Raw genomic sequence first — 22,301 nt, 5'->3', positions numbered from 1 at the left:
TCAGCGGCGACCTCGCAATTTACCCTTGCGCAAAAAACCATCGTAATGACGCATTACCAGATGCGACTCGACCTGCCGCATCGTATCGAGCATCACACCGACCGTAATCAGCAAACTGGTCCCGCCAAAGAAACTCGCCGTTAAATATGGCAGGCGGAAGTTGTGGGACAAAATATAAGGAATCACGGCAATGATCGTCAAGAACACCGCTCCAGCCAGGGTGATACGTGTCATCGTATGATCCAGGTATTCCGCTGTCGGTCGGCCCGGTCGAATCCCCGGTACGTAACCACCATAGCGCTTCAAGTCATCCGCGATTTGCAGCGGGTTGAATTGGGTTGCCACCCAAAAGTATGAGAAGAACAGAATCATCAGCCCATAAAGAGTGAGATAGAGCGTCTCCCCCTCCGTTAGGGCACGCGATAGTTTTTGAAATGTCGGCATTTGCAACATGGAAAACAGCTTCGCGGGGAAGAGCAAAATCGCCTGAGCAAAAATGATGGGCATCACCCCTGAATAGTTGATCTTCAACGGCATAAACGTCTGTCCACCGCCCAGCATCTTCCGTCCCACCATTCGTTTGGCGTATTGGACGGGAATCTTGCGTTGCGATTCAGTTACTGCAATAACCGCTGCGGTCACCGTCACCGCCATCACGAGCAGTAAAAGCGCATGAAGGAGGTTGAACTGGCTTTGCGGTCCAACGAACAAGCGCCATGTCAGACCAATCGCCCGCGGGAGACGATCGACAATACCCACGGTGATGATGATCGACATCCCGTTGCCAATTCCACGCTCCGTGATTTGCTCGCCGACCCACATCAACAGAACCGTCCCACTGGTGATCGTGATCACTGTCAAAATCTCAAAACCCACTCCGGGATTGGCTACGAGGACTCCATGAAAGCCCGAGAAAAGCTGTTCCGGATGTTCGAACATCCTCGCCAGGAACCAGCCCTGGATAATGCACAGGCCAACGGTCATGTAACGCGAGTACTGGATGATCTTCGCGCGGCCGGTCTCGCCTTCTTGCTTGAGTCGCTCCAACGATGGCATGACTGCGGTCAGCAGCATCATGATGATCGAGGCGCTGATGTACGGCATGACGCCGAGGGCGAACACGGCACACTGTTGCAGTGCGCCACCCGTCAGCATGTCCGCCAACCCCACGATACTCCCCCCGACCTGCTTTTGGACGTCCTGCATGTAGACGTTCAATTCCGTGGGATTTACCCCCGGGCACGGGATATTGGCGCCAAGTCGTGCAATCGCGACCATGCCGAGCGTGAAAAGAATCCGCCGTCGCAGTTCGGGGATTTTCCAGCAGTTGAGGAATGCGGAGAACATACGTAATTAACAAGCGCCCGTTACTTGTCTCCCGCAGGTGCTTTCGTTGCGGGCGCTGCTGCCGCCGCTTCTTTATGATGAATACTGCGGAGCGGCAGTTCTTCACACTGACCGCCTGCCTTTACGATTTTGTCGCGTGCCGTGGCGCTGAAGCGTTGGGCTTTCACCGTGAGCTTTTTCTTGAGTTCCCCATTGCCGAGCACTTTCACACCTTCAAAGAGTTTGCCCGCCAGACCGGCCTCCGCGAGCGCCTCGGGAGTCACCACGGCGCCATTATCGAACGCATTGAGTTGCTCGACGTTAACGATCGTGTAAATAGTCCGAAAGTTGGCGTTATTAAAACCGCGCTTCGGGATCCGGCGCAACAAAGGCATCTGACCGCCTTCAAACCCAAGACGAATCGAACCACCGGAACGCGCAGTCTGACCTTTGCCGCCGCGTCCGCTCGTCTTGCCGTGCCCTGAACTCTCGCCAATGCCCAGGCGTTTCGTACGGTGCTTGGCACCGGGCCGCGGCTTCAAATTGTGCAATCTCATCGTCATCTTAGCTTACCCCTGCCGTCGCTTGCCGCGTGAAACCGCGCACGCGAAAAATCTCCTCACGAGGACGGAGTTGCAGCAATGCGTCGATTGTCGCCTTTACAACGTTCACGGCATTGCTGGAACCCATCGATTTCGTCAACACGTCACGCACACCGGCGGCCTCGATGACCGCACGCACGCCGCCACCCGCGATGACGCCGGTGCCAGGTGACGCGGGACGGAGCAACACGCGACCTCCGCCAAACACGCCGATTACCTCGTGTGGAATCGTGGAATTCCTCCGATTGATTGACACCATGGACTTCTTCGCCTGATCCGTACCCTTGCGGATGGCATCCGCAACTTCATTGGCCTTGCCGAAGCCCCACCCCACGTGACCGCGGCGGTCGCCCGCGACCACCAGTGCGCTAAAATGGAAACGGCGTCCGCCCTTGACAACCTTGGCGCTGCGGTTGACATAAACAACCTTTTCAATGATCTCCCCGCCCCCACGTTCGAGTTCGACGCCCAATTCCTCAACGACCGCCACAGGGGAAGCTTCCTTGTCCAGGGGAGTTACGGGCTTTGCAATTTTCGGTCTTTTGTCAGGTGCCATAATTAAAATTTCAGTCCCGCTTCGCGCGCCGCGTCTGCCAACGCTTTGACACGCCCGTGATACCGCAACCCACCGCGGTCGAAAACGACCTCGGTGATTTTCTTCGCCTGCGCGTTCTGTGCGGCGAGTTGACCAACTTTCTTCGCGCCCTCGACCGTCCCCTTCGCGCCCTTCAATTCGGCCGCCACCGTGCTGGCGGCAGCCAGGGTTACGCGCTTCACGTCATCGATGAACTGCACATAAATGTGCTTGCTCGTAATGCAAACACTCATGCGCGGGCGCTGCGCCGTGCCCTGGATCTTCTGCCGCAGACGCAGGTGCCGGCGTTGTCGCGCTTCAACTCTGTTTCTTGGAACCATGTCTTATATACCCAATTAACCCGCTGTGGTGACGGTCTTGCCCGCCTTGCGGCGCACTTGTTCACCCACGTAGCGGATGCCTTTGCCCTTGTAAGGCTCGGGCGGATAGAAACGGCGAATTCGCGCCGCAGCCTCACCCACCATCTGTTTGTCCGCGCCTTCAACTGTGATCTCGGGCTTCTTGTCCGCCGTATCCGCCACCGAAATCTTCACACCCTTTGGAATCGCGAAAACGATCGGATGCGAATAACCAAGGGACATCTGCAAATTCGTTCCCTGCACGGCGGCGCGGAACCCCACGCCCTCGACGAGCAGCTTCTTGGTGTAACCTTCGTTGACGCCCTTGACCATGTTCGCAATCAAGCTGCGCGACAATCCCCAGCGGGACTTGCCGACGCGATCAAGCTGCGCTGTGGTCGCGAGGATCTTACCGTCTTTTACCGCGACCTTGATCGGCGAGGGTACGACCCATTCCAACTTGCCCTTCGGCCCTTCGATAGAGATCGCCTGACCTTTCACTTCGACCTTGGTCTTGGCCGGAATCTCAACGGGTTTTTTGCCAATTCGTGACATAATGCATCACCAAACGTACGCCAAAAGCTCTCCGCCCACGTTCGCCTTTTTGGCTTCGTGGCCGGTCATGATCCCACGCGAGGTCGTGAGAATTGAAATCCCCATCCCGCCCAGCACGCGCGGCACATCCTGCGAACCGACATAGCGCCGCAGCCCCGGTCGGCTGATGCGCTTGATGCCGACGATCGCGCGCTCTTTGCCGATAATCTTGAGCTGGATCTTCAACACCTGCCGCCCATTCTCCAACTTCTCCGCGTAGAAATCCGCGATATAGCCCTGCCGCTTTAGCACCTTCGCAATCTCCGCCTTAAGGCGCGAATACGGCACGAGCACGTCCGGCTTGAGAGCGCTATTCGCGTTGCGAATCCGCGTCAACATATCGCCAATGGAATCGGTTACGTTCATCGAATTACCAACTCGCTTTCACCACGCCGGGAACCTTCCCCTGGCTGGCCAACTCACGGAAGCAGATGCGGCAAATCTTGAAGCGCCGAATGTACGCACGCCGACGGCCACAGTTTTGGCACCGGTTGTACGCTCGCGCCTTGAACTTAGCGGGCCGACGCTGCTTCACTTCCCAAGTCAGTTTCGCCATACTTCGATCCTTTAACTGCTGAACGGCATGCCGAGCAGTTTCAAAAGCTCCTTCGCTTCCGCATCCGTGTTCGCCGTGGTTACAATTGTTACGTCCATACCCAAGTTGTGCTTGATCTTGTCCAGCTCGACCTCGGGAAAAATCGTTTGGTCCTTCACGCCCATGGTATAGCTGCCGCGGCCGTCGAACCCCCGCGGATTCATACCTCGAAAATCGCGAATGCGCGGCAACGCAGCATTGAAAAACCGCTCCAGAAATTCGTACATACGCTGCCCACGCAAAGTCACCTTCGCACCGACAGGCATGCCCTCGCGTACTTTGAAATTCGAGATGCTCTTCTTGGCCTTGGTGACCAGGGCCTTCTGGCCGGTGATCGTGGCCAATTCCTGCTGGGCCTCATTGATTACGTCCTTGTCGTGATTGGCGTTGACGCCCATGTTGATCACAACTTTCTCGACCTTCGGAACCTGCATCCGGTTGGTGTAGCGGCCACCCTTGAGTAGCTGCTCGACAACATCTTTCTTATAAAATTCGTAGAGTTGGACCATGTTTACGCCTCTGCGGTTGCCGGGGCCACGCCATGCTTCTTGCGGCGCGCCTCGTACCGCTCCTGTTTCATCACCTTGGAAATCTGAATCGGCGCTTCTTTGGTAACAATTCCGCCCTTGGGATTGTCCTGGCTCTTTCGCAACGCCTTCTTGATTACGTTAATCCCCTCGACCAAAACGCGGTTCTTCGCCGGAAATGTAGCCAGCACTTTGCCGATTTTTCCGCGATCCTCACCAGCGATCACCACCACCATGTCGTCTCTTTTGACGTGCAAATTCTTCATGACCTACAGTACCTCGGGGGCGAGAGAAATGATCTTGGTGAAATTCTTGTCGCGCAACTCACGCGCCACCGGACCAAAAATACGCGTGCCCTTTGGGTTGTGCTGATCGTCAATGATCACCACGGCGTTGTTGTCGAAACGCACATAGGAACCATCGGCCCGGCGCAAGGGTGACCGTGTACGAACAACCACACACGTTACAACTTCGCCCTTCTTCACGGTTCCGTCCGGCGCGGCTTCCTTCACATGCGCTTTAATGACATCGCCAATCCGTGCGTAACGTTTCTGGTGTCCGAGAACGCCAATCGCCCATGCCACGCGCGCGCCGGTGTTATCCGCGACATCGAGATGTGTGCGAATCTGAATCATACTTCGACCTTCTCGATCCCCGTCGCCTTTTCCAGGACCTGCACCAGCCGCCACCGCTTCAGTTTGCTCAGGGGCCGGGATTCCACGATGCGCACCTTGTCACCCACGCCCGCTTCGCTCTTTTCGTCGTGCGCGTAGAACTTCTTGTACAGCATCATGACCTTCTGATACCGCGGATGGCGGACGCGGCGCGCCACCTCGACGACGATAGTCTTATCCATCTTGTCGCTGATGACTTCACCCACCAACTCCCGCTTCTTGCTTTCGATTGTCGCTTGGTCCGTCATGTGAATCCGAAATCTTTCCGTCGGCCTGGGTCTTTACTTTACCGCTGCCGCAGCAGCCGGGAGTTGTCGCTCCCTCAAAATGGTTTCAATCCGCGCCATGTCGCGCCGCACTTCGCGAATACGACTCGGACGCTCTAGCCTCGCGGTCTGTTGCTGAAGCCGCAGGTTGAACAACTCCTGCCGAAGGTCACGTAGTTTGGCTTGTGCCTCTGCATCTGTCAACTCACGGATTTCTTTTGCTTTCATATCGCTAACTACCGTCTGCTAACAAATCGCGTCGGAATCGGCAATTTGGAGGCCGCCAGCCGAAACGACTCGCGCGCAAGCACTTCCGTTACACCACCCAGTTCAAATAACACATTTCCCGGCCGCACAACGGCCACCCATGTCTCGGGCGGTCCTTTACCCTTGCCCATACGCGTTTCGGGCGGCCGCTTGGTAATCGGCTTATCCGGGAACACGCGGATCCACAATTTTCCGCGGCGCTTCATATTGCGAGACAGCGCAACGCGGCAGGCTTCGAGCTGCGTCGTGGTCACCCACGCGCGAGCCAACGACTGCAAGCCGTATTCGCCAAACGCCACCGTGGCGCCACGCCAGGCCGTCCCCGTGCGGCTGCCGCGTTGGGCTTTCCGATACTTCACTCTCTTGGGCATCATTGCCATGTTTTCGAAATTCCTCTATTACTTCTGCCTGGCACTAGGCCGCCGGAACAGGTCCGACCGGCACCGGCGTGACCTGGGGCTGCTGCGCCGCCCGTAAGGGACGCTCGCCTTTGCAGATCCAAACCTTTACGCCAATCTTCCCGTACACCGTCTGGGCCTCCGCGAAGCCGTAATCAATATCCGCGCGCAACGTATGCAGCGGAATCTTGCCGACGCGATACTTCTCGTGCCGCGCCAGTTCCGCGCCACCAAGCCGACCGCCACAGGCGACCTTGATTCCCTGCGCGCCGAAATCCATCGCTGTCTGCACGGACTTCTTCATCGCCCGCCGGAAGCTGATGCGGCGCTCCAATTGAAGAGCGATGTTCTCCGCCACCAATTGCGCGTCGGTCTCGGGCGTTTTCACTTCCAGGATATCTACATAAATCTCTTTGCCCGTGAGCGCGGCCAACTCTTCCTTGAGTTTGTCGATCTCCGCACCTTTGCGCCCGATTACGATCCCAGGACGCGCGGTTGAAATCGTAATACGCGCTCGGTTGGCATACCGTTCAATGGCGATCTTCGGGACCGCGGCCGATGCCAGCCTCTTTTTCACAATATCGCGAATCTTGATGTCTTCGAGCAACAGTGGCGCGTAATCCTTCTTATCCGCGTACCACTTGGACAGCCAGTCCTTCGTGACCGCCACGCGAAAACCAATTGGATTCGTTTTTTGTCCCATAGATTATTGTCCGTCCGTCAATATGATCTGGATGTGCGCCGTCCGTTTGATGATCGGACCTGCGCTGCCACGTGCCTTCGGCTGCCAGCGCTTGAGGCGCGGCCCTTCGTTCGCAACAGCTTCTTTTACCCGCAGCGACGCCGGATCGAGCTTGTGGCTGTTGGGGTCGGTCGCGTTGGCGATCGCCGACTTCAATGTCTTTTCAATCATCCGCGCCGACTTGCGCGGAATGACCCGCAACACTTCCAGCGCGCTGGAGGCGCTCAAGCCCTGGATCAAACGCGTCACCTCGCCGACTTTCGACGGGCTCATGCGCGCATATCTTGTTATCGCTCTTACATCCATAAAATCACATTCACGAACTCTTGGTCACCCGTGCGACGTCTCCCGTCTTGAGAGTGACTTTCTTTTCCATCCGTTCGACCAGCGCGCCGCAAATTCGCCTGCGCACTTCCACGATTTCTAATTCAGCCACGACGTGATCGCCGCGCAACACCACCATCGGCATCCCGACGCGCGCGCCTTGCAGTAGCCCGATATTCAATACCACGAGCCGCAGGTTCGGATTCACATCCAGAACCGCTGCCGATTCAAGCGTCCCACCGGCCTGTTTCCCAGCCGCAACCGTTTTCCCTGTCTGAACAGAGGCAGGAGGCTCGGTCATCGTCAACAGCGTTTTCGTCCGCGCCAGTTCACCCGGCACATCCCCTTGCTTCTGGATGGCGTCGAGCAATCGCTGCAGTTGCTCGATGAGGCGTTGCCGCTCCGCTTCCGCGAGATACAACGCGCGCACGCTTTCCACGAGTTGGCGCTGCCCCTGCGTCGCCGTCTCATCGGCAAAGTTGACGCCGAGCGTCTGCGCCCGAAGCTGCGCATCATTCCATTTCCTCTGGAACAACTCGCTCTCCGTCCGGGCGATGGCCAGGTTCTCGCTAAGCAGGCGAATGATCGTCTCGCGTTGCTCGAGCTCTGTCTTAAGCCGTTGATTATCACTGGCCAACGCTGCAACTACCACGCGCAACTCATCCGCGGCGGTCATCGGCGCCCGCGCTTCTTCGGCCGCCCGCAATCCTGTTGCTGCAAAGAACAAACAAACCGTACAAACTCTCGTTACCGTGCCAGACGCAGGCACCACGCATTCCCGGCCGCGTTACTTCGCGACCGCCTTTTCAGTATGGGCGCCATGCGCCTTGAATGTGCGGGTCGGCGAGAATTCTCCCAAGCGATGGCCAACCATGTTCTCCGTCACGAACACCGGTGTGTGCTGCCGCCCATTGTGAACCAAAAATGTCTGGCCGACGAACTCAGGAATGATCATCGAGCGGCGCGACCAGGTTTTGATTGGTTTTTTCTCCCCCGCCCTCAGCGCCTCGACCTTCTTCAACAAATGATCGTCAACAAACGGGCCCTTTTTAAGCGAACGTCCCATTTATTTCTTCCTTCTCTCTAAAATTAACCCATTTGAATACTTTTTCTTCCGCCGCGACTTGCCGCCCTTGGCTAGCTTGCCCCACGGCGACACCGGATGATGCCAACCGCCACCACCCTTGCTCTTACCCTGGCCGCCGCCCATCGGATGATCCACCGGGTTGCGCGCCATGCCTCGCGAAATGCCGCGGCGCCCCAGCCAGCGGTTGCGACCGGCCTTGCCCAGCATGATATTAATGTGATCGGTGTTGCCAATCTGCCCGATCGTGCAATAGCACTCACGGTTAATCAGACGCAGCTCACCCGACGGCATTTTAACGGTCACGTAATCACCTTCGCTGGCCGTGACCTGGGCCGCCATCCCCGCACTGCGGCAAATCTGTGCGCCATGACCGCGATGCAACTCAATGTTGTGGATCGGCATGCCAGGGATGATCTTTTTCAACGGCAACGCATTGCCCAGGGACAATTCCACGTCAGGGCCGCTCATCAACTTCGCGCCAACCTGCAACCCGAGGGGCGCGATGATGTACCGCTTCTCGCCGTCGGCGTACTTCAGCAACGCAATGCGTGCGGAACGATTGGGATCGTACTCAATCCCTTCCACAACTGCCACCATCCCGATCTTGTCGCGCTTGAAATCGATAATACGATAGCGTTGCTTATGGCCACCGCCGATACCGCGGGACGTCATGCGCCCGTGATTGTTGCGTCCACCCGTCCGTCGGCGTGCCACCGTAAGCTTTTTCTCAGGCGTATGCTTCGTGATCTCCGAGAAATCGGAAAGCACAGTCCCGCGCAGTGACGGCGTCAACGGCCTAAAAGTCTTGAGTCCCATAAATCGCTATGCCAATTCAATCTTATCGCCCTCTTTGAGGGTGACAACCGCCTTTTTCCAACTGGGTGTGCGGCCATACTGGGCCGTCCGTTCGCGTCGCGCCTTGCCGCGTACGTGCATCGTGTTCACGTGAAGCACCTTGACCTTGAACAATTGCTCGACTGCGCGCTTCACGTCGACTTTGTTCGCGTGCTTGTCGACAACAATCTGGTACTGGTTCAATTTCTCAATCTGTGCCGTGCCCTTTTCGGTGACGCGCACGGTCTTGACCACTGTGTAGGGATCCTTCATTCGTCCTATCCCAGTCGGGCGCCCAACTTCTCGAGAGCGGCTTTCGTGGTCACGATTTTGTCGAAACGTAACAGTTCGTATACGTTGACGGAACCCACCGGTTCGACCTGCACATTCGGGAGATTCCGCGCCGCCAGCTTCAAATTCTTGTCTACCTGTTCCGTGACGACGAGCGTTGGCTTGTTCTTGCCGCCCAGCGCCGTTACGATGCCCGCCAGGTCTTTTGTTTTGTGACTCGCCAGGTTCAACTCATCGATCACGACTACGTCGCCGGCAAGCAAGCGCTCACTGAGCGCCTTGCGAAACGCCAGCGCCTTCACCTTCTTCGGCACGTTGATCGTGTAGTCGCGCGGTTTCGGCCCGAACACCACACCACCACCACGCCACAACGGCGAGGCAAATGATCCCGCACGCGCGCGGCCAGTTCCTTTTTGCTTCCACGGCTTCTTGCCGCTGCCGTGCACCTCGCTGATCTGTTTGGTGCTCGCCGTGCCAAGACGTTGGTTCGCCATGTAAGCCGTGACCGTGTCGTGCACTGCCTGCGTGCCCTTGCCGTTCTTGATAAGCAATTCGTCGGCGAACTCGACTTCGCCCTTGGCCTGGCCGGAAACGTTAAGAACAGGCAGCTTCATTTCGCCGCCTTCGCTACCGGCTTGGTTTTCTTCAAGGCGTGGCGGATGACCACAAACGCACCCGTCGCACCCGGGACCGCACCCTCGATGAATAGAAGATTTTCCACCTCACGCACCTGCACCACGCGCAAATTCTGTGTCGTGACGCGGCGGTCACCCATGTGGCCAGGCATCCGCATGTTCTTGAAGACGCGGCCAGGGAACAAACGCTGACCGATCGCGCCACCGCGGCGATGCCACCCTTTCGCCCCGTGCGTCATGTCACCGCCCGCAAATTTGTGCCGGCGCACAACGCCCTGAAATCCTTTACCTTTACCGGTGCCAATCACATCCACGTATTGGCCGGGCTGAAATTCCTTCACCGTGATCTGATCGCCAACATTGAACTGCACGGGCTCTTCCGTGCGATACTCGCGGATAAATCGGGCTGGTGCTGTGTTGGCCTTTTTGCAGTGGCCGATGAGTGCCTTGCCAGCGTTCTTTTCCTTGCGGGTGCCCAGACCGATCTGCACCGCATGGTAACCGTCGTTTTCCGGTGTCTTCTTCTGCAACACCGTGCAGGGACCGACTTCGATGACGGTAACGCCGATAAAGTTGCCGTTCGCGTCGAACAACTGCGCCATACCAAGTTTTTTGCCGAGAAGTTCCATGACTAAATCTTGATCGTAATGTCCACGCCCGCAGGCAGGTTCAGTTTTTTCAACTCGTCAACCGTCTTGGCCGTCGGGTCAATGATATCCAACAACCGCTTGTGCGTCCGCATCTCAAACGATTCCATCGACTTCTTGTCGGCGTGCGGTGAACGGTTCACGGTATGGCGCCAGATGTCGGTCGGTAACGGAATTGGCCCGGCAACTTTCGCACCGGTGCGTTTGGCTGTTTCCACGATGTCATGCGCCGATTGGTCGAGCAACCGGTGGTCGTAGCCTTTGAGGCGGATTCGTATGCGCTGGTTGTTCATTTCTTCTGCTGTCCCGCCCTTGGGTTGCCGCCGCTGTTCTTATCTAAAATTGCGGCCAGAATATTCTCCGGCACCTTCTCAAACGCCGCCGGCTCCATCGAGTAGCTCGCCCGCCCTTTGCTCAAGGAGCGTAACGCCGTGGCGTAGCCGAACATTTCCGCCAGAGGCACGGTTGCATGCACGATTGTAGAACTCGCGCGCGACTCGATATGGCTGATCTTGCCCCGGCGGCTATTCAGGTCGCCGACGACATCGCCCATGTGCTCCTCGGGTGTAATGGCTTCCACGTCCATGATCGGCTCCAGCATGATCGCGCCCGCCTTACGAGCTGCTTCCTTGAAAGCGAAACTGCCGGCCATCTTAAACGCAATTTCCGAACTGTCCACCTCGTGGTAGGTACCGTCGATAATCTGAATCTTAATATCCACCATCGGGTAACCGCCCAACACGCCGGTTTGCGCGGCTTCGATAATACCATCTTCGACCGCGCCAATATATTCCCTCGGGATCGCGCCGCCGACGACCTCGTCCTCGACTACGATGCCGCTGCCCTTTTCGCCCGGTTCGACGGTAACAACCGCATGGCCGTACTGACCGCGGCCGCCCGATTGACGGATAAACTTGCCCTCGGCCTCGGCGGCCTTGGTGATTGTTTCGCGATAGGCGACTTGCGGTTTGCCCGCGGTCGCGCCAACGTTGAACTCGCGGAACATACGATCCTTGATGATGTCCAGGTGCAACTCACCCATCCCGGAAATGATGGTCTGGCCAGTCTCGTGGTCGGTGGTGAGACGGAAAGTCGGATCTTCTTCGGCGAGGCGTTGTAACGCGGTGGACATTTTGTCGCGGTCAGCCTTCGTATTCGGCTCAATGGCCATGGAAATGACGGGCTCAGGGAACGTGATCGACTCGAGCAAGATCGGATGATCATCGTCCGAAACCGTGTCGCCCGTCGTGACGTTCTTTAGGCCAACGAGCGCGCCGATGTCTCCGGAGTAACACACGTCGATTTCCTGCCGATGATTGGCGTGCATCTCGAGCAGGCGACCGATGCGCTCGCGTTTGTTGTTACGCGGGTTATAGACCGTCATGCCTTTGGTGACTTTGCCCGAATAAACCCGGAAGAAAATCAGTCGGCCCGCGTACGGATCAGTCCAAATCTTAAAGGCCAGCGCGCAGAACGCGCCATTATCATTTGCCGAACGAGTCTCAGGCTGTTTGCTATCCGGGTTCGTTCCAACAATCTCCGGAATATCGAGCGGAGACGGAAGGTAATCGACAACCGCATCGAGCAACGGCTGCACACCCTTGTTCTTAAACGCCGCGCCACAAATCACAGGCACCAGTTCGTTCTTGATCGTAAGCCGTCGAATACCGGCTTGCAGTTGTTCCTGATTGATCTCTTTGCCTTCGAGGTAGAGGTGCATCAACTCCTCATCCTTCTCGGCAACCGCTTCGACGAGCTTCACATGCGCCGCGTCGGCAGCCACTTTCAAATCGGCAGGAATATCGACTACCTCAAATTCTGCCCCGAGTTCCTCACCCGACCAAAGGACGGCCTTCATCTTGACGATATCGACGACACCTTTGAAGTCCGCTTCCTTGCCAATCGGAATTTGGATCGGCACGGCATTGGCTGCGAGACGCTCGCGCATCTGCGCCACGGCCGCTTCGAAGTCCGCGCCGGTACGGTCCATTTTATTGACAAAGGCGACGCGCGGAACCTTGTACTTGTTGGCTTGTCGCCAAACTGTTTCGGACTGGGGCTCCACACCCCCGACCGCGCAGAAAACAGCGCAGGCACCGTCAAGTACACGCAGGCTGCGTTCAACCTCGACGGTGAAGTCCACATGCCCGGGCGTATCAATGATATTGACGCGATGCTCGCGCCAAAAGCAGGTCGTCGCGGCGCTCGTGATCGTGATGCCACGCTCGCGCTCCTGCTCCATCCAGTCCATGGTCGTTGTGCCCTCGTGGACCTCGCCGACCTTGTAGACCTTCCCTGTGTAGAAAAGTATCCGCTCGGTGGTCGTGGTCTTACCGGCGTCGATGTGCGCGCAAATCCCAATGTTTCGGGTGCGCTCCAACGGCACCAGTCTGTCCGTGGACGATCTCGACTGTTCCGGGCCCGGCTGTTTCGGTTGTTCTAACACGGCCTGCATTTTCTAAGTGCTACTGTTTGTTGTTTCACCAAATTTCACGAAAGCATAACCGTGGCTCGTCCAGACGGGTGAATTCACCTTCGGACTACCAGCGGTAATGCGCAAACGCACGATTGGCCTGTGCCATCTTGTGCGTGTCCTCACGCTTCTTGACGGATGCGCCCGTATTGTTTGACGCATCCAGAATCTCGGCAGCCAGGGCATCCATCATTGCCGTGCCCTTGCGCGCACTGGCGTATTGGATCATCCATCGCATCGCCAGCGCTTCCTGACGATCGGACGAAACCTCGACCGGCACCTGGTAGTTCGCTCCACCGACGCGCCGGGACTTGACCTCCAACCTCGGCTTTACGTTCTCCAGCGCCGTCTGCAACACGTCCAGCGGACTCTTTTCCTTCGCCTTTTCCGCGATGCGGTCGAATGCGCCATACACAATACGCTCCGCCACCGACTTCTTTCCACTCTGCATGATGCAGGTGATCAGTCGTGTGACGGTTTCGCTGTTGAACCGCACGTCCTTAATTCTCGGTCGTCGCTCTGCTCTTCGTCTGCGCATACTTGAATTATCTCAAATCCTCAGGCGGCTTTCGCGCCCGTGTCCTTCTTCGCGCCGCTGTCCTTCGGACGTTTGACACCATACTTGCTGCGGCTGCGGCGTCGCTTCTCCACCCCCATCGCGTCCAGTGTCCCGCGGACGATATGGTAACGAACACCCGGCAAATCCTTTACACGTCCACCGCGCACGAGCACTATCGAGTGCTCCTGCAGATTATGTCCCTCATCGGGGATGTACGCGATCACCTCGATGCCGTTGGTCAGGCGCACCTTGGCAACTTTGCGCAGGGCCGAATTCGGTTTCTTCGGCGTTCGCGTCATCACCTGCAAGCAAACCCCACGACGTTGTGGACATTTGCCAAGCGCCGGCGCTTTGGACTTCGCCTTCAACTGGCGGCGACCCTTTCGAACAAGCTGATTGATTGTTGGCATTCGTTAATCCGTTAAACGCCACTTCCCTAGTGGCTCCAAAGGAGCGCGAAAAGTAACACACGCTCCGGTGCAACGCAAGACCTTTTGAGCAGCCTACCTTAGATCACTGCCTCCTCGGGTTGAGGCTCGAGTTTCTCCTCGCGTGGTTGTTCCACCGGCTCGGCCAGTGGGACCAACTTCACACCGCGAAGCGCCCCGAATCCGGTGCCTGCGGGGATAAGATGACCCATGATCACGTTTTCCTTGAAGCCGCGCAGATGATCGACTCGTCCGAGCGTCGCTGCTTCCGTCAGCACGCGCGTGGTGTCCTGGAACGATGCCGCGCTGATAAACGACTCGGTCTCCAGCGAGGCCTTGGTAATGCCGAGGAGAACGGGCTGCGCTTCCGCCGGCTTGCCGCCCGCTTCCGCAACGCGCTTGTTCTCCTCTTCAAACGTTACCTTGTCGATCTGATCGCCCCAGAGAAAACGCGTGTCTCCGGGATCCACAATCCGCACCTTGCGCAACATCTGGCGGACGATGATCTCGATGTGCTTGTCGTTAATCTCCACACCCTGCAGACGGTAGACTTCCTGCACGTCGTTCACGAGATACTCTTGCAAGTCCTGCGGACCACAAACCTCAAGTATTTCGTGTGGTACAACCGGGCCTTCCGTTAGTTGTTGGCCTTTCTTTACCGTGTCGCCCCGGAAGACGATGATGTGTTTCGAGTGCGGTATGAGATGCTCCTCTTCCGCGCCTGTCTTGGGATCCTTCACGATAATACGACGCTTGCCTCGAACAGTACCGGCGAAATCGACAACGCCGTCGATCTTGGCAATTTCAGCCGCGTCCTTCGGCCGACGGGCTTCGAACAATTCCGCGACACGCGGCAGACCACCCGTGATATCCTTCGTCTTGAAAACCTTTCGTGGCGTTTTCGCGACAAGCGCCCCTGGCTCCATCCGGCTACCTTCCTCGACGACGATATGGGCTCCTGCAGGAATCGCATAGAAGGCAACCACCTCGTCGGCCGCGTTCACCAGATTCACCTGCGGGTGCAGGTCTTCCTTGTGCTCGATGACAACCGTGCCCATCAGGCCCGTCGCTTCGTCGAGCTCACGCTTGACCGTGATGCCCTCGATTAAATCGTGGAACTTGACCGTACCAGCCACTTCGGAAAGCACCGGCACATTGTACGGGTCCCACTGGACGAACACGTCGCCCTTCTTCACACGACCACCGTCGGCGGCAGCAATCTCGGCCCCGACAACCACTGAGTAACGCTCCAATTCGCGGCCTTCGTCATTGCTGACAACGACCTGGCCATTCTTATTCAGCACGACCCAATTACCTTCTGCGCGTTGGACCGCGCGAACTTCCTGGTAGTGAAGGACACCGTCATTTTTAGCCTTGATTTGCGGCTGTTTGAAGACCTGGCTGGCAGTGCCGCCAATGTGGAATGTGCGCATCGTGAGTTGTGTGCCGGGCTCGCCAATCGACTGCGCGGCAATGATACCGATCGCCTGACCCAGCTTCACCATCTTGCTGGTGGCGAGATTACGTCCGTAACACATCCCGCACACTCCACGGCGCGATTCGCACGTGAGCACCGAGCGAATCTTGATCCGTTCAATACCGAGTTTATTGATCGCTTCCGCGGCGGCTTCGTCAATTTCGGTGTTGGCCTTGACGATCTTCTTCTTGCTGATGGGATCGCTGATGTCTTCTGCCGCGATGCGGCCGATGATGCGCTCGCTCAACCTGACCACTTCGTCTTCACCTTCAAAGATTGGCTTTACCCAAATGCCGTTGACGGTGCCACAGTCCTCTTCGAGAACAATGACATCCTGCGCCACATCTACGAGCTTGCGAGTCAGATAGCCGGAGTCGGCTGTCTTAAGAGCGGTGTCCGCTAATCCCTTGCGCGCGCCGTGTGTCGAAATGAAATACTCCAGAACGCTCAACCCCTCACGGAAATTCGACAGGATCGGTCGTTCAATGATTTCACCCGACGGCTTGGCCATCAATCCACGCATGCCCGCGAGCTGACGAATCTGCTGGCGCGAGCCACGGGCCTTGCTATCCACCATCATGAAAACCGGGTTCAGCTCCGCGCGGCCTTCGTTGTGTTCCATCGCGGCATACATGATGTTGGAAATCTTGTCGGTCGCGTGCGTCCAGATATCAATGATCTTGTTGTAGCGTTCACCGTCCGTAATGATGCCGCGGCGATATTGCTTCTCAACATCGGCCACGTCCTTGAGCGCGTCTTCGATCACCACCGTCTTTTCCTTCGGTACGATCATGTCTTCGATACCGATGGAGACTCCCGCCAGGGTGGCGTGTTCAAAACCGAGAGCCTTGAGCTTGTCCAGGACCTCGACCGTTTTTGGGTGACCCGCGGTGCGGTAGCACTGCCAGATGATCTCGCCCAATGACGACTTGTTGGTCGAGCGGTTAATGAAACCAAGTTCCGGTGGCCAGATTTCGTTAAAAAGCACTCGCCCTACTGTCGTCTCGATGACCTTCGACACAGCATCGCCATAGACCGTTTGGCGGCCGTAATCCGGATTCTTCAAGCGTATGTGCTCGTGAATCTTCACATCGCGTTCGTCATGGCAGAAGAACACCTCTTGTGCATCTGAGAACAACTTTTGGCGTTTGGCGTCGCCGCCGCGATCCTTCTTGCCGCCGTGCGTGAGGTAGTAGACCCCCAGGGCGATGTCCTGCGTCGGCGTCGTGATCGGCTTGCCGCTTGAAGGCGAAAAGATGTTGTTCGGCGCAAGCATGAGCAGCCGCGCTTCCATCTGCGCCTCGACGGACAGCGGCACATGCACGGCCATCTGGTCGCCGTCGAAATCCGCGTTATAGGCGGTACAAACCAGCGGGTGAATACGGATGGCATCGCCTTCGATGAGTTGTGGCTCGAATGCCTGGATGGATAACCGATGCAATGTGGGAGCCCGATTGAGCAACACGGGGTGTCCTTTGCTGACTTCTTCGAGAATGTCCCAGACCTCGGGAGACTGGCGTTCAATGAGTTTTTTCGCGGAACGAATCGTGTGAACCAAACCCATTTCTCGCAAACGACGAATGATGAACGGCTCGAACAGCACCAGCGCCATCTTCTTCGGCAGCCCGCATTGGTTCAACTTCAATTCGGGGCCGATGACGATCACCGATCGACCCGAATAGTCGACGCGCTTGCCGAGCAAATTCTGGCGGAAACGGCCCTGCTTGCCCTTGAGCATGTCGGCCAGCGACTTCAGCGAGCGGCTGCCCGCGCCCGTAACCGGCCGACCGTGGCGACCGTTGTCGAGCAATGCGTCCACTGCTTCCTGCAACATGCGCTTTTCGTTGCGAATGATCACGTCGGGTGTGCGCAATTGCAGCAGGTTCTTGAGGCGGTTGTTACGATTGATAACGCGGCGATACAAATCGTTCAGATCGCTGGTGGCGAAACGTCCGCCTTCCAGCGGAACCAGCGGACGGAGATCCGGCGGAATCACCGGCAACACTTCGAGGATCATCCATTCCGGACGCATCTTCGAGTTGAGAAACCCTTTCGTGAGTTTCAACCGCTTGGCGATCTTCTTGCGGATCTGTTTGCTCTTGGTCGCATCAAGCTGATGTTCCAACTCGTGGGCGAGCTTGCGAAGGTCAATTTTCGCCAGGGACTCTTTCACGGCCTCGGCGCCCATTTTGGCGGCGAACCCATCGGCGTATTGCTCACGGGCTTCGCGGTACTCCATTTCGGTGAGCAATTGCTTGTCCTTCAGCGGTGTCTTGCCCGGATCCACCACCATGTAGTCTTCATAGTAGAGCACGCGCTCGAGGTCGCGAGCCGTCATGTCCAGCATCAGGCCCATACGCGACGGCATGCACTTGAAAAACCAAATGTGGCTTACCGGCACGGCTAATTCGATGTGGCCCATACGTTCGCGGCGCACACGCGCCAGCGTCACCTCGACGCCGCAACGATCGCAGATCACGCCGCGATGCTTGATGCGCTTGTATTTGCCGCAATTGCACTCCCAATCGCGCACCGGACCGAAAATACGCTCACAAAACAGACCGCCTTTTTCAGGCTTGAACGTGCGGTAGTTGATCGTTTCAGGGTTTTTGACTTCCCCGTGCGACCAGGAGCGAATCGTATCCGGCGACGCGACACCAATGCTAACTTGGTCGAACGTATCCGCCTTCTCCAAACCGAGCGCGGCACGCGCGGCCGCCGTGGCTTGCGCGACAGAGGGTAATGTGGTTCCAGGCTTTGCTGCGATCATAACTTGTGTTCGCCTCCGTTCTTCCCGACGCGAACGTCGAGGCATAGACTCTGCATTTCCTTCATCAACACGTTGAACGACTCGGGCGTACCCGCTTCGAGCGTGTTGTCACCCTTGACGATGGACTCGTAGATGCGGGTGCGGCCCTGTACGTCGTCGCTCTTAACTGTGAGCAACTCCTGCAACGCATACGCGCAGCCATAGGCCTCCATCGCCCATACTTCCATTTCGCCGAAGCGCTGGCCGCCATACTGGGCCTTGCCACCGAGCGGCTGCTGTGTGACCAGCGAATACGGGCCAACGGCGCGGGCGTGAATCTTGTCCGCCACCAGGTGACCCAGCTTCAGCATGTAGATGTAGCCGACAACAACTTCCTGATCAAACGGTTCGCCGGTACGGCCATCATAGAGACGCGATTTGCCGTCTTCTTTCACCCACCCATAGCCGTCGATCTTCCGGGCCTGGTTGATCATCTCGTGGATTTCCTTCTCGGTCACACCGTCGAACACGGGTGAAGCGATCTTCAAACCCAGTGCCCGCGCGGCGACTCCCAGGTGCGTCTCAAGCACCTGGCCGACATTCATACGACTCGGCACACCAAGCGGATTCAGCACGATGTCTACCGGTGTACCGTCATCCAGGAATGGCATGTTCTCTTCCGGCATGATTTTGGCAATGACACCTTTATTACCATGACGGCCAGCCATCTTGTCGCCAACGCTTAGCTTGCGCTTGCTGGCGATGTACACCTTCACCTGCTTGATAATTCCCGGATCGACGTCTTCACCACTCTCGATGCGGTCGAGTTGGCGATCGCGCTCCATGTTGAGTTCGCTAAAGCGATGCTCAAACTCGCCGATGATCTCGCGAATCTTGATGCGGATCGGTGACGGATCGATCTCAATGTGATCGTACACCGTAGCCAGCTTGCGCAGGAGCGTCTTGGTGATCTTCCGGTTGGCCGGAATGATGATCTCGCCCGTCTCCGCATTGACCACGTCGAGCGGAATCTTCTCGCCGAGCAAAATGTTGCTCAACTTCTCGGTGAGTTCCTCGCGCAATTCGGTGGATTTCTTCTTGTGCTCTTCCTCAATTTGCTTCTTCTGGCGGCGTATCTCGGTCGGCGTCAGGTTCGGACGACTGAGCTCCTTGCGAGCGGACACCTTGACGTCCATGACGATGCCGTAGGTGCCGCTGGGCACACGCAACGACGTGTCTTTGACGTCCGCCGCTTTCTCACCGAAGATCGCGCGCAACAACCGCTCTTCGGGCGCGAGTTCTGTCTCGCCCTTCGGGGTTATCTTGCCGACAAGGATGTCGCCGGGTTTCACTTCCGCGCCGATCCGGATCACGCCATCGTGGCCAAGATCCTTGAGCGCTTCTTCGCCGACATTCGGGATATCCCGCGTGATTTCTTCAGGGCCAAGTTTCGTATCGCGCGCACCCGCCTCGAATTCGTCGATGTGAATCGAGGTGTACACGTCGTCTTTAACAAGACGTTCGTTGACCAGAATGGCGTCCTCAAAGTTATAACCGCACCAGGGCATGAAGGCCACGAGCACGTTACGTCCGAGCGCTAATTCGCCATCCTCACAGCAGGGACCGTCGGCCAGAACCTGCCCCTTCTTGATCTTCTCACCACACTTGACGATGGGCTTCTGGTTAAAACATGTGCCGGCATTCGAACGCATGAACTTGCGCAGTTCGTATACCCACAGATGATTTTCAGGATCAGTGGCAAGCTTTCGCTTACCCTCGGGCATCTCACCGTTCTTCGTGACGACGATCCGTCGCGCGTCCACGCTGGCCACCGTACCTGATTCTTCCGCAACAATGCAGACTTTGGAGTCACGCGCAATGCGGCCTTCCAAGCCGGTTCCCACCAGCGGCGAATCACTTTGGAGCAACGGCACCGCCTGGCGCTGCATGTTCGAACCCATCAACGCGCGGTTCGCGTCGTCGTGCTCGAGGAACGGGATCAATCCCGCCGCAACGGAAACAAGTTGTTTCGGCGACACATCCATATAATGGACGCGGTCCGGCTCAACTTCGATGAAGTCACCCTTATAGCGGCAGGAAACCTTCGGCACCGTGTAATGACCCTTGCCATCAATCGGCGCGTTGGCCTGGGCCACTACATAATTCTCTTCCTGGTCGGCGGTCAAATAATCCACCTGATCCGATACGCGCCCGTCTTTGACCTTGCGGTACGGTGTCTCGATGAACCCGAATTCATTGATCCGCGCATAGAGACTCATGGCGCTGATCAGACCGATGTTCGGACCTTCAGGAGTTTCAATCGGGCAAATGCGGCCGTAATGCGACGGGTGAACGTCACGGACTTCAAAGCCCGCGCGCTCACGCGATAGACCGCCCGGCCCGAGGGCAGAGAGACGGCGTTTGTGTGTCAGCTCGCTTAACGGGTTCGTTTGATCCATGAACTGGCTGAGTTGGCTGCGACCAAAGAAATCACGAATGACCGCTGAGAGCGCCTTCGGATTGATGAGCTGCTGCGGTGTCATCGTGTCGGTATTGACGTCGAACAGCGTCATGCGCTCTTTAACTACACGCTCGGTACGCGCCAAGCCAATACGGCATTGATTGGCGAGAAGTTCGCCCACCGTGCGCAAGCGGCGGCTGCCAAGATGGTCGATGTCGTCCACTGAACCTTCGCCCTTGCGCAGGCTGAGAAGATACTTGATCGCCTCAATCAAGTCTTCCTTCTCCATGACACGGCTTTCCATGTCGGCGTTGCGATTGAGCTTCTGGTTGATCTTGTACCGACCAACCCGACCCAGGTCGTAGCGCCGCGCATCAAAGAACAGGCGCTTGATCAGCGCGTTGGCGTTGGCAATCGTCGGCGGATCACCAGGACGCAAGCGGCGGTAAATATCCTTAAGCGCTTCCTCCTGGTCCTTGCAGGTGTCCTTGCGAAGGCACTTGATGATGCAACCATCGTCTGACGAGATATCTACAACCTTCACCTTGTCGATCCCCAGATCGATCAACTGGCGGGCGACACTCTTGCTGAGGGGCTCAAACGCGCGTCCCACGACGAGTTGTTTCTCGGTATCCATCACATCGGCGATGAGCACCTTGTTGGTGGTTTCCTCGCCGCTCGTGAAGTCCTTCAACTTCACGTCCTCGATTTGGTAGAACAACTTGAGGATCTCTTCGTCGGTGCTGTAGCCGAGGGAGCGCAGGAACGTTGTCGCCAAAAACTTGCGGCGGCGATGACGGCGGTCGAGATAGATGTTAAGCAAGTCGTTGCTGTCAAACTGGACTTCCAGCCACGAGCCGCGGTCGGGAATAATACGAAATCCGAAAAGCACCTTGCCGCTGGTATGGATGGATGATTCAAAACAGATGCCGGGTGAACGGTGCAACTGGCTGACGATAACGCGCTCGGCGCCATTGATGACGAAACTGCCGGACGGTGACATGAGCGGGATTTCGCCCATGTAGACCTTCTCTTCCTTCGTGCCGTTGGTGTCCTTGAGACGAAAGGTAACGTGCAACGGGCCGCTGTAACTGATGCCCTCGCGCAGGCAATCCAACCAGTTGGTCTTGGATTCACCGATGGAGTACTCGACGAAATCAAGTGTAGCCTGACCGTCATAGCTCTCAATCGGGAACACTTCCTTGAAAACGGCCTGCAGGCCGACGTTCTTACGACGGGTCGTCGTCGCGTCGGACTGTAGGAACTCCGCGTAGGAATCCGTCTGCGCCTCGATAAACGGAGGTGGCTCAATTACGTCGCCCAACTTGCCGAAATATTTTCGTTCAGCCATTGCTTACTTCCCGGGCATTACTGCCCTCTGACTGCTGCTGTTTGCCAACCGGTTTTATGAG

27 protein-coding genes are annotated in these 22,301 nt (G+C 57.1%); all 27 read right to left on the bottom strand.

Translation table 11 applies throughout. The annotated features are described in order from the left end of the window. Window positions 1-1,347 carry a preprotein translocase subunit SecY gene (secY, locus tag VNL17_02810; GenBank protein HXI83002.1) on the bottom strand — a complete coding sequence of 449 codons (1,347 nt, stop codon included), beginning with the start codon at window positions 1,345-1,347 and terminating at the stop codon, window positions 1-3. Window positions 1,348-1,367: 20 nt separating this feature from the next. Further along, window positions 1,368-1,883, bottom strand: a complete 516-nt coding sequence (gene rplO / locus VNL17_02805; GenBank protein HXI83001.1) for a 50S ribosomal protein L15 — start codon at window positions 1,881-1,883, stop codon at window positions 1,368-1,370. A 7-nt stretch (window positions 1,884-1,890) separates the two neighbouring features. After that, entirely contained in the window at window positions 1,891-2,484 is a 594-nt protein-coding gene (rpsE, locus tag VNL17_02800; GenBank protein ID HXI83000.1) for a 30S ribosomal protein S5, read from the bottom strand. A gap of 2 nt (window positions 2,485-2,486) precedes the next feature. Next, a complete protein-coding gene (gene rplR, locus VNL17_02795) occupies window positions 2,487-2,843 on the bottom strand; it encodes a 50S ribosomal protein L18 (protein HXI82999.1) in 357 nt (118 codons plus the stop codon). 15 nt (window positions 2,844-2,858) lie between these two features. Next, window positions 2,859-3,416: a 50S ribosomal protein L6 gene (gene rplF / locus VNL17_02790; protein ID HXI82998.1), complete on the bottom strand. Its 558-nt coding sequence runs from the start codon at window positions 3,414-3,416 to the stop codon at window positions 2,859-2,861. Between the two features lie 6 nt (window positions 3,417-3,422). Beyond that, window positions 3,423-3,821 carry a 30S ribosomal protein S8 gene (rpsH, locus tag VNL17_02785; GenBank protein HXI82997.1) on the bottom strand — a complete coding sequence of 133 codons (399 nt, stop codon included), beginning with the start codon at window positions 3,819-3,821 and terminating at the stop codon, window positions 3,423-3,425. 4 nt (window positions 3,822-3,825) lie between these two features. Next, window positions 3,826-4,011, bottom strand: a complete 186-nt coding sequence (locus VNL17_02780) for a type Z 30S ribosomal protein S14 (protein HXI82996.1) — start codon at window positions 4,009-4,011, stop codon at window positions 3,826-3,828. An 11-nt stretch (window positions 4,012-4,022) separates the two neighbouring features. Then, complete coding sequence (gene rplE / locus VNL17_02775) at window positions 4,023-4,559, bottom strand: 50S ribosomal protein L5 (protein ID HXI82995.1); 537 nt, start codon at window positions 4,557-4,559, stop codon at window positions 4,023-4,025. Window positions 4,560-4,561: 2 nt separating this feature from the next. Next, window positions 4,562-4,843: a 50S ribosomal protein L24 gene (gene rplX, locus VNL17_02770; protein ID HXI82994.1), complete on the bottom strand. Its 282-nt coding sequence runs from the start codon at window positions 4,841-4,843 to the stop codon at window positions 4,562-4,564. A gap of 3 nt (window positions 4,844-4,846) precedes the next feature. Next, a complete protein-coding gene (rplN, locus tag VNL17_02765) occupies window positions 4,847-5,212 on the bottom strand; it encodes a 50S ribosomal protein L14 (protein ID HXI82993.1) in 366 nt (121 codons plus the stop codon). Next, window positions 5,209-5,499: a 30S ribosomal protein S17 gene (gene rpsQ, locus VNL17_02760; protein HXI82992.1), complete on the bottom strand. Its 291-nt coding sequence runs from the start codon at window positions 5,497-5,499 to the stop codon at window positions 5,209-5,211. Before rpsQ ends, rplN begins: the two co-directional genes overlap by 4 nt. A 33-nt stretch (window positions 5,500-5,532) precedes the next feature. Further along, a complete protein-coding gene (gene rpmC, locus VNL17_02755) occupies window positions 5,533-5,745 on the bottom strand; it encodes a 50S ribosomal protein L29 (protein HXI82991.1) in 213 nt (70 codons plus the stop codon). 8 nt (window positions 5,746-5,753) lie between these two features. Beyond that, complete coding sequence (gene rplP / locus VNL17_02750) at window positions 5,754-6,164, bottom strand: 50S ribosomal protein L16 (protein HXI82990.1); 411 nt, start codon at window positions 6,162-6,164, stop codon at window positions 5,754-5,756. A 34-nt stretch (window positions 6,165-6,198) separates the two neighbouring features. Then, entirely contained in the window at window positions 6,199-6,885 is a 687-nt protein-coding gene (gene rpsC, locus VNL17_02745; protein HXI82989.1) for a 30S ribosomal protein S3, read from the bottom strand. 3 nt (window positions 6,886-6,888) lie between these two features. Next, the gene (gene rplV, locus VNL17_02740) at window positions 6,889-7,230 is read right to left on the bottom strand and encodes a 50S ribosomal protein L22 (protein ID HXI82988.1); all 342 of its coding nucleotides are present in this window, start codon (window positions 7,228-7,230) and stop codon (window positions 6,889-6,891) included. A gap of 10 nt (window positions 7,231-7,240) precedes the next feature. Then, entirely contained in the window at window positions 7,241-7,924 is a 684-nt protein-coding gene (locus VNL17_02735; protein ID HXI82987.1) for a hypothetical protein, read from the bottom strand. 111 nt (window positions 7,925-8,035) lie between these two features. Further along, entirely contained in the window at window positions 8,036-8,314 is a 279-nt protein-coding gene (gene rpsS, locus VNL17_02730; GenBank protein HXI82986.1) for a 30S ribosomal protein S19, read from the bottom strand. Continuing rightward, window positions 8,315-9,151 (bottom strand): 50S ribosomal protein L2, encoded by an 837-nt coding sequence (rplB, locus tag VNL17_02725; GenBank protein HXI82985.1) that lies wholly within the window; start codon window positions 9,149-9,151, stop codon window positions 8,315-8,317. A gap of 6 nt (window positions 9,152-9,157) precedes the next feature. Continuing rightward, on the bottom strand, window positions 9,158-9,442 hold the full coding sequence (gene rplW / locus VNL17_02720; GenBank protein HXI82984.1) for a 50S ribosomal protein L23: 285 nt from the start codon (window positions 9,440-9,442) through the stop codon (window positions 9,158-9,160). Between the two features lie 5 nt (window positions 9,443-9,447). Further along, entirely contained in the window at window positions 9,448-10,074 is a 627-nt protein-coding gene (gene rplD / locus VNL17_02715) for a 50S ribosomal protein L4 (GenBank protein HXI82983.1), read from the bottom strand. Next, on the bottom strand, window positions 10,071-10,724 hold the full coding sequence (gene rplC / locus VNL17_02710) for a 50S ribosomal protein L3 (GenBank protein HXI82982.1): 654 nt from the start codon (window positions 10,722-10,724) through the stop codon (window positions 10,071-10,073). The genes rplD and rplC overlap by 4 nt, the downstream gene beginning before the upstream one ends. A 2-nt stretch (window positions 10,725-10,726) precedes the next feature. Continuing rightward, window positions 10,727-11,035 (bottom strand): 30S ribosomal protein S10, encoded by a 309-nt coding sequence (gene rpsJ, locus VNL17_02705; GenBank protein ID HXI82981.1) that lies wholly within the window; start codon window positions 11,033-11,035, stop codon window positions 10,727-10,729. Further along, window positions 11,032-13,197: an elongation factor G gene (gene fusA / locus VNL17_02700; protein ID HXI82980.1), complete on the bottom strand. Its 2,166-nt coding sequence runs from the start codon at window positions 13,195-13,197 to the stop codon at window positions 11,032-11,034. The genes rpsJ and fusA overlap by 4 nt, the downstream gene beginning before the upstream one ends. Window positions 13,198-13,282: 85 nt before the next feature. Then, a complete protein-coding gene (rpsG, locus tag VNL17_02695; protein ID HXI82979.1) occupies window positions 13,283-13,753 on the bottom strand; it encodes a 30S ribosomal protein S7 in 471 nt (156 codons plus the stop codon). Window positions 13,754-13,773: 20 nt separating this feature from the next. Further along, window positions 13,774-14,184 carry a 30S ribosomal protein S12 gene (gene rpsL, locus VNL17_02690; GenBank protein HXI82978.1) on the bottom strand — a complete coding sequence of 137 codons (411 nt, stop codon included), beginning with the start codon at window positions 14,182-14,184 and terminating at the stop codon, window positions 13,774-13,776. A 98-nt stretch (window positions 14,185-14,282) separates the two neighbouring features. Then, entirely contained in the window at window positions 14,283-18,449 is a 4,167-nt protein-coding gene (gene rpoC, locus VNL17_02685; GenBank protein HXI82977.1) for a DNA-directed RNA polymerase subunit beta', read from the bottom strand. Next, window positions 18,446-22,240 (bottom strand): DNA-directed RNA polymerase subunit beta, encoded by a 3,795-nt coding sequence (gene rpoB, locus VNL17_02680; protein HXI82976.1) that lies wholly within the window; start codon window positions 22,238-22,240, stop codon window positions 18,446-18,448. Before rpoB ends, rpoC begins: the two co-directional genes overlap by 4 nt. Window positions 22,241-22,301 lie beyond the last annotated feature (61 nt).

The sequence above is a fragment of the Verrucomicrobiia bacterium genome, from assembly GCA_035577545.1.
Lineage (GTDB): Bacteria > Verrucomicrobiota > Verrucomicrobiia > Palsa-1439 > Palsa-1439 > Palsa-1439.
This window is presented reverse-complemented; position numbering and strand designations above follow the sequence as displayed.

What these genes read in the sequence shown, in the direction of transcription:
- rpoC (HXI82977.1), bottom strand. Translation starts at nt 18,449, where the DNA reads ATGATCGCAGCAAAGCCTGGAACCACATTACCCTCTGTCGCGCAAGCC.
- rpmC (HXI82991.1), bottom strand. Translation starts at nt 5,745, where the DNA reads ATGAAAGCAAAAGAAATCCGTGAGTTGACAGATGCAGAGGCACAAGCC.
- rplR (HXI82999.1), bottom strand. Translation starts at nt 2,843, where the DNA reads ATGGTTCCAAGAAACAGAGTTGAAGCGCGACAACGCCGGCACCTGCGT.
- rplE (HXI82995.1), bottom strand. Translation starts at nt 4,559, where the DNA reads ATGGTCCAACTCTACGAATTTTATAAGAAAGATGTTGTCGAGCAGCTA.
- rpsH (HXI82997.1), bottom strand. Translation starts at nt 3,821, where the DNA reads ATGAACGTAACCGATTCCATTGGCGATATGTTGACGCGGATTCGCAAC.
- fusA (HXI82980.1), bottom strand. Translation starts at nt 13,197, where the DNA reads ATGCAGGCCGTGTTAGAACAACCGAAACAGCCGGGCCCGGAACAGTCG.
- rplO (HXI83001.1), bottom strand. Translation starts at nt 1,883, where the DNA reads ATGAGATTGCACAATTTGAAGCCGCGGCCCGGTGCCAAGCACCGTACG.
- rplF (HXI82998.1), bottom strand. Translation starts at nt 3,416, where the DNA reads ATGTCACGAATTGGCAAAAAACCCGTTGAGATTCCGGCCAAGACCAAG.
- rplW (HXI82984.1), bottom strand. Translation starts at nt 9,442, where the DNA reads ATGAAGGATCCCTACACAGTGGTCAAGACCGTGCGCGTCACCGAAAAG.
- VNL17_02780 (HXI82996.1), bottom strand. Translation starts at nt 4,011, where the DNA reads ATGGCGAAACTGACTTGGGAAGTGAAGCAGCGTCGGCCCGCTAAGTTC.
- rplN (HXI82993.1), bottom strand. Translation starts at nt 5,212, where the DNA reads ATGATTCAGATTCGCACACATCTCGATGTCGCGGATAACACCGGCGCG.
- rplB (HXI82985.1), bottom strand. Translation starts at nt 9,151, where the DNA reads ATGGGACTCAAGACTTTTAGGCCGTTGACGCCGTCACTGCGCGGGACT.
- rpsJ (HXI82981.1), bottom strand. Translation starts at nt 11,035, where the DNA reads ATGAACAACCAGCGCATACGAATCCGCCTCAAAGGCTACGACCACCGG.
- rpoB (HXI82976.1), bottom strand. Translation starts at nt 22,240, where the DNA reads ATGGCTGAACGAAAATATTTCGGCAAGTTGGGCGACGTAATTGAGCCA.
- rplD (HXI82983.1), bottom strand. Translation starts at nt 10,074, where the DNA reads ATGAAGCTGCCTGTTCTTAACGTTTCCGGCCAGGCCAAGGGCGAAGTC.
- rplX (HXI82994.1), bottom strand. Translation starts at nt 4,843, where the DNA reads ATGAAGAATTTGCACGTCAAAAGAGACGACATGGTGGTGGTGATCGCT.
- rpsS (HXI82986.1), bottom strand. Translation starts at nt 8,314, where the DNA reads ATGGGACGTTCGCTTAAAAAGGGCCCGTTTGTTGACGATCATTTGTTG.
- rplC (HXI82982.1), bottom strand. Translation starts at nt 10,724, where the DNA reads ATGGAACTTCTCGGCAAAAAACTTGGTATGGCGCAGTTGTTCGACGCG.
- secY (HXI83002.1), bottom strand. Translation starts at nt 1,347, where the DNA reads ATGTTCTCCGCATTCCTCAACTGCTGGAAAATCCCCGAACTGCGACGG.
- VNL17_02735 (HXI82987.1), bottom strand. Translation starts at nt 7,924, where the DNA reads ATGACCGCCGCGGATGAGTTGCGCGTGGTAGTTGCAGCGTTGGCCAGT.
- rpsG (HXI82979.1), bottom strand. Translation starts at nt 13,753, where the DNA reads ATGCGCAGACGAAGAGCAGAGCGACGACCGAGAATTAAGGACGTGCGG.
- rpsC (HXI82989.1), bottom strand. Translation starts at nt 6,885, where the DNA reads ATGGGACAAAAAACGAATCCAATTGGTTTTCGCGTGGCGGTCACGAAG.
- rpsL (HXI82978.1), bottom strand. Translation starts at nt 14,184, where the DNA reads ATGCCAACAATCAATCAGCTTGTTCGAAAGGGTCGCCGCCAGTTGAAG.
- rplP (HXI82990.1), bottom strand. Translation starts at nt 6,164, where the DNA reads ATGGCAATGATGCCCAAGAGAGTGAAGTATCGGAAAGCCCAACGCGGC.
- rpsQ (HXI82992.1), bottom strand. Translation starts at nt 5,499, where the DNA reads ATGACGGACCAAGCGACAATCGAAAGCAAGAAGCGGGAGTTGGTGGGT.
- rplV (HXI82988.1), bottom strand. Translation starts at nt 7,230, where the DNA reads ATGGATGTAAGAGCGATAACAAGATATGCGCGCATGAGCCCGTCGAAA.
- rpsE (HXI83000.1), bottom strand. Translation starts at nt 2,484, where the DNA reads ATGGCACCTGACAAAAGACCGAAAATTGCAAAGCCCGTAACTCCCCTG.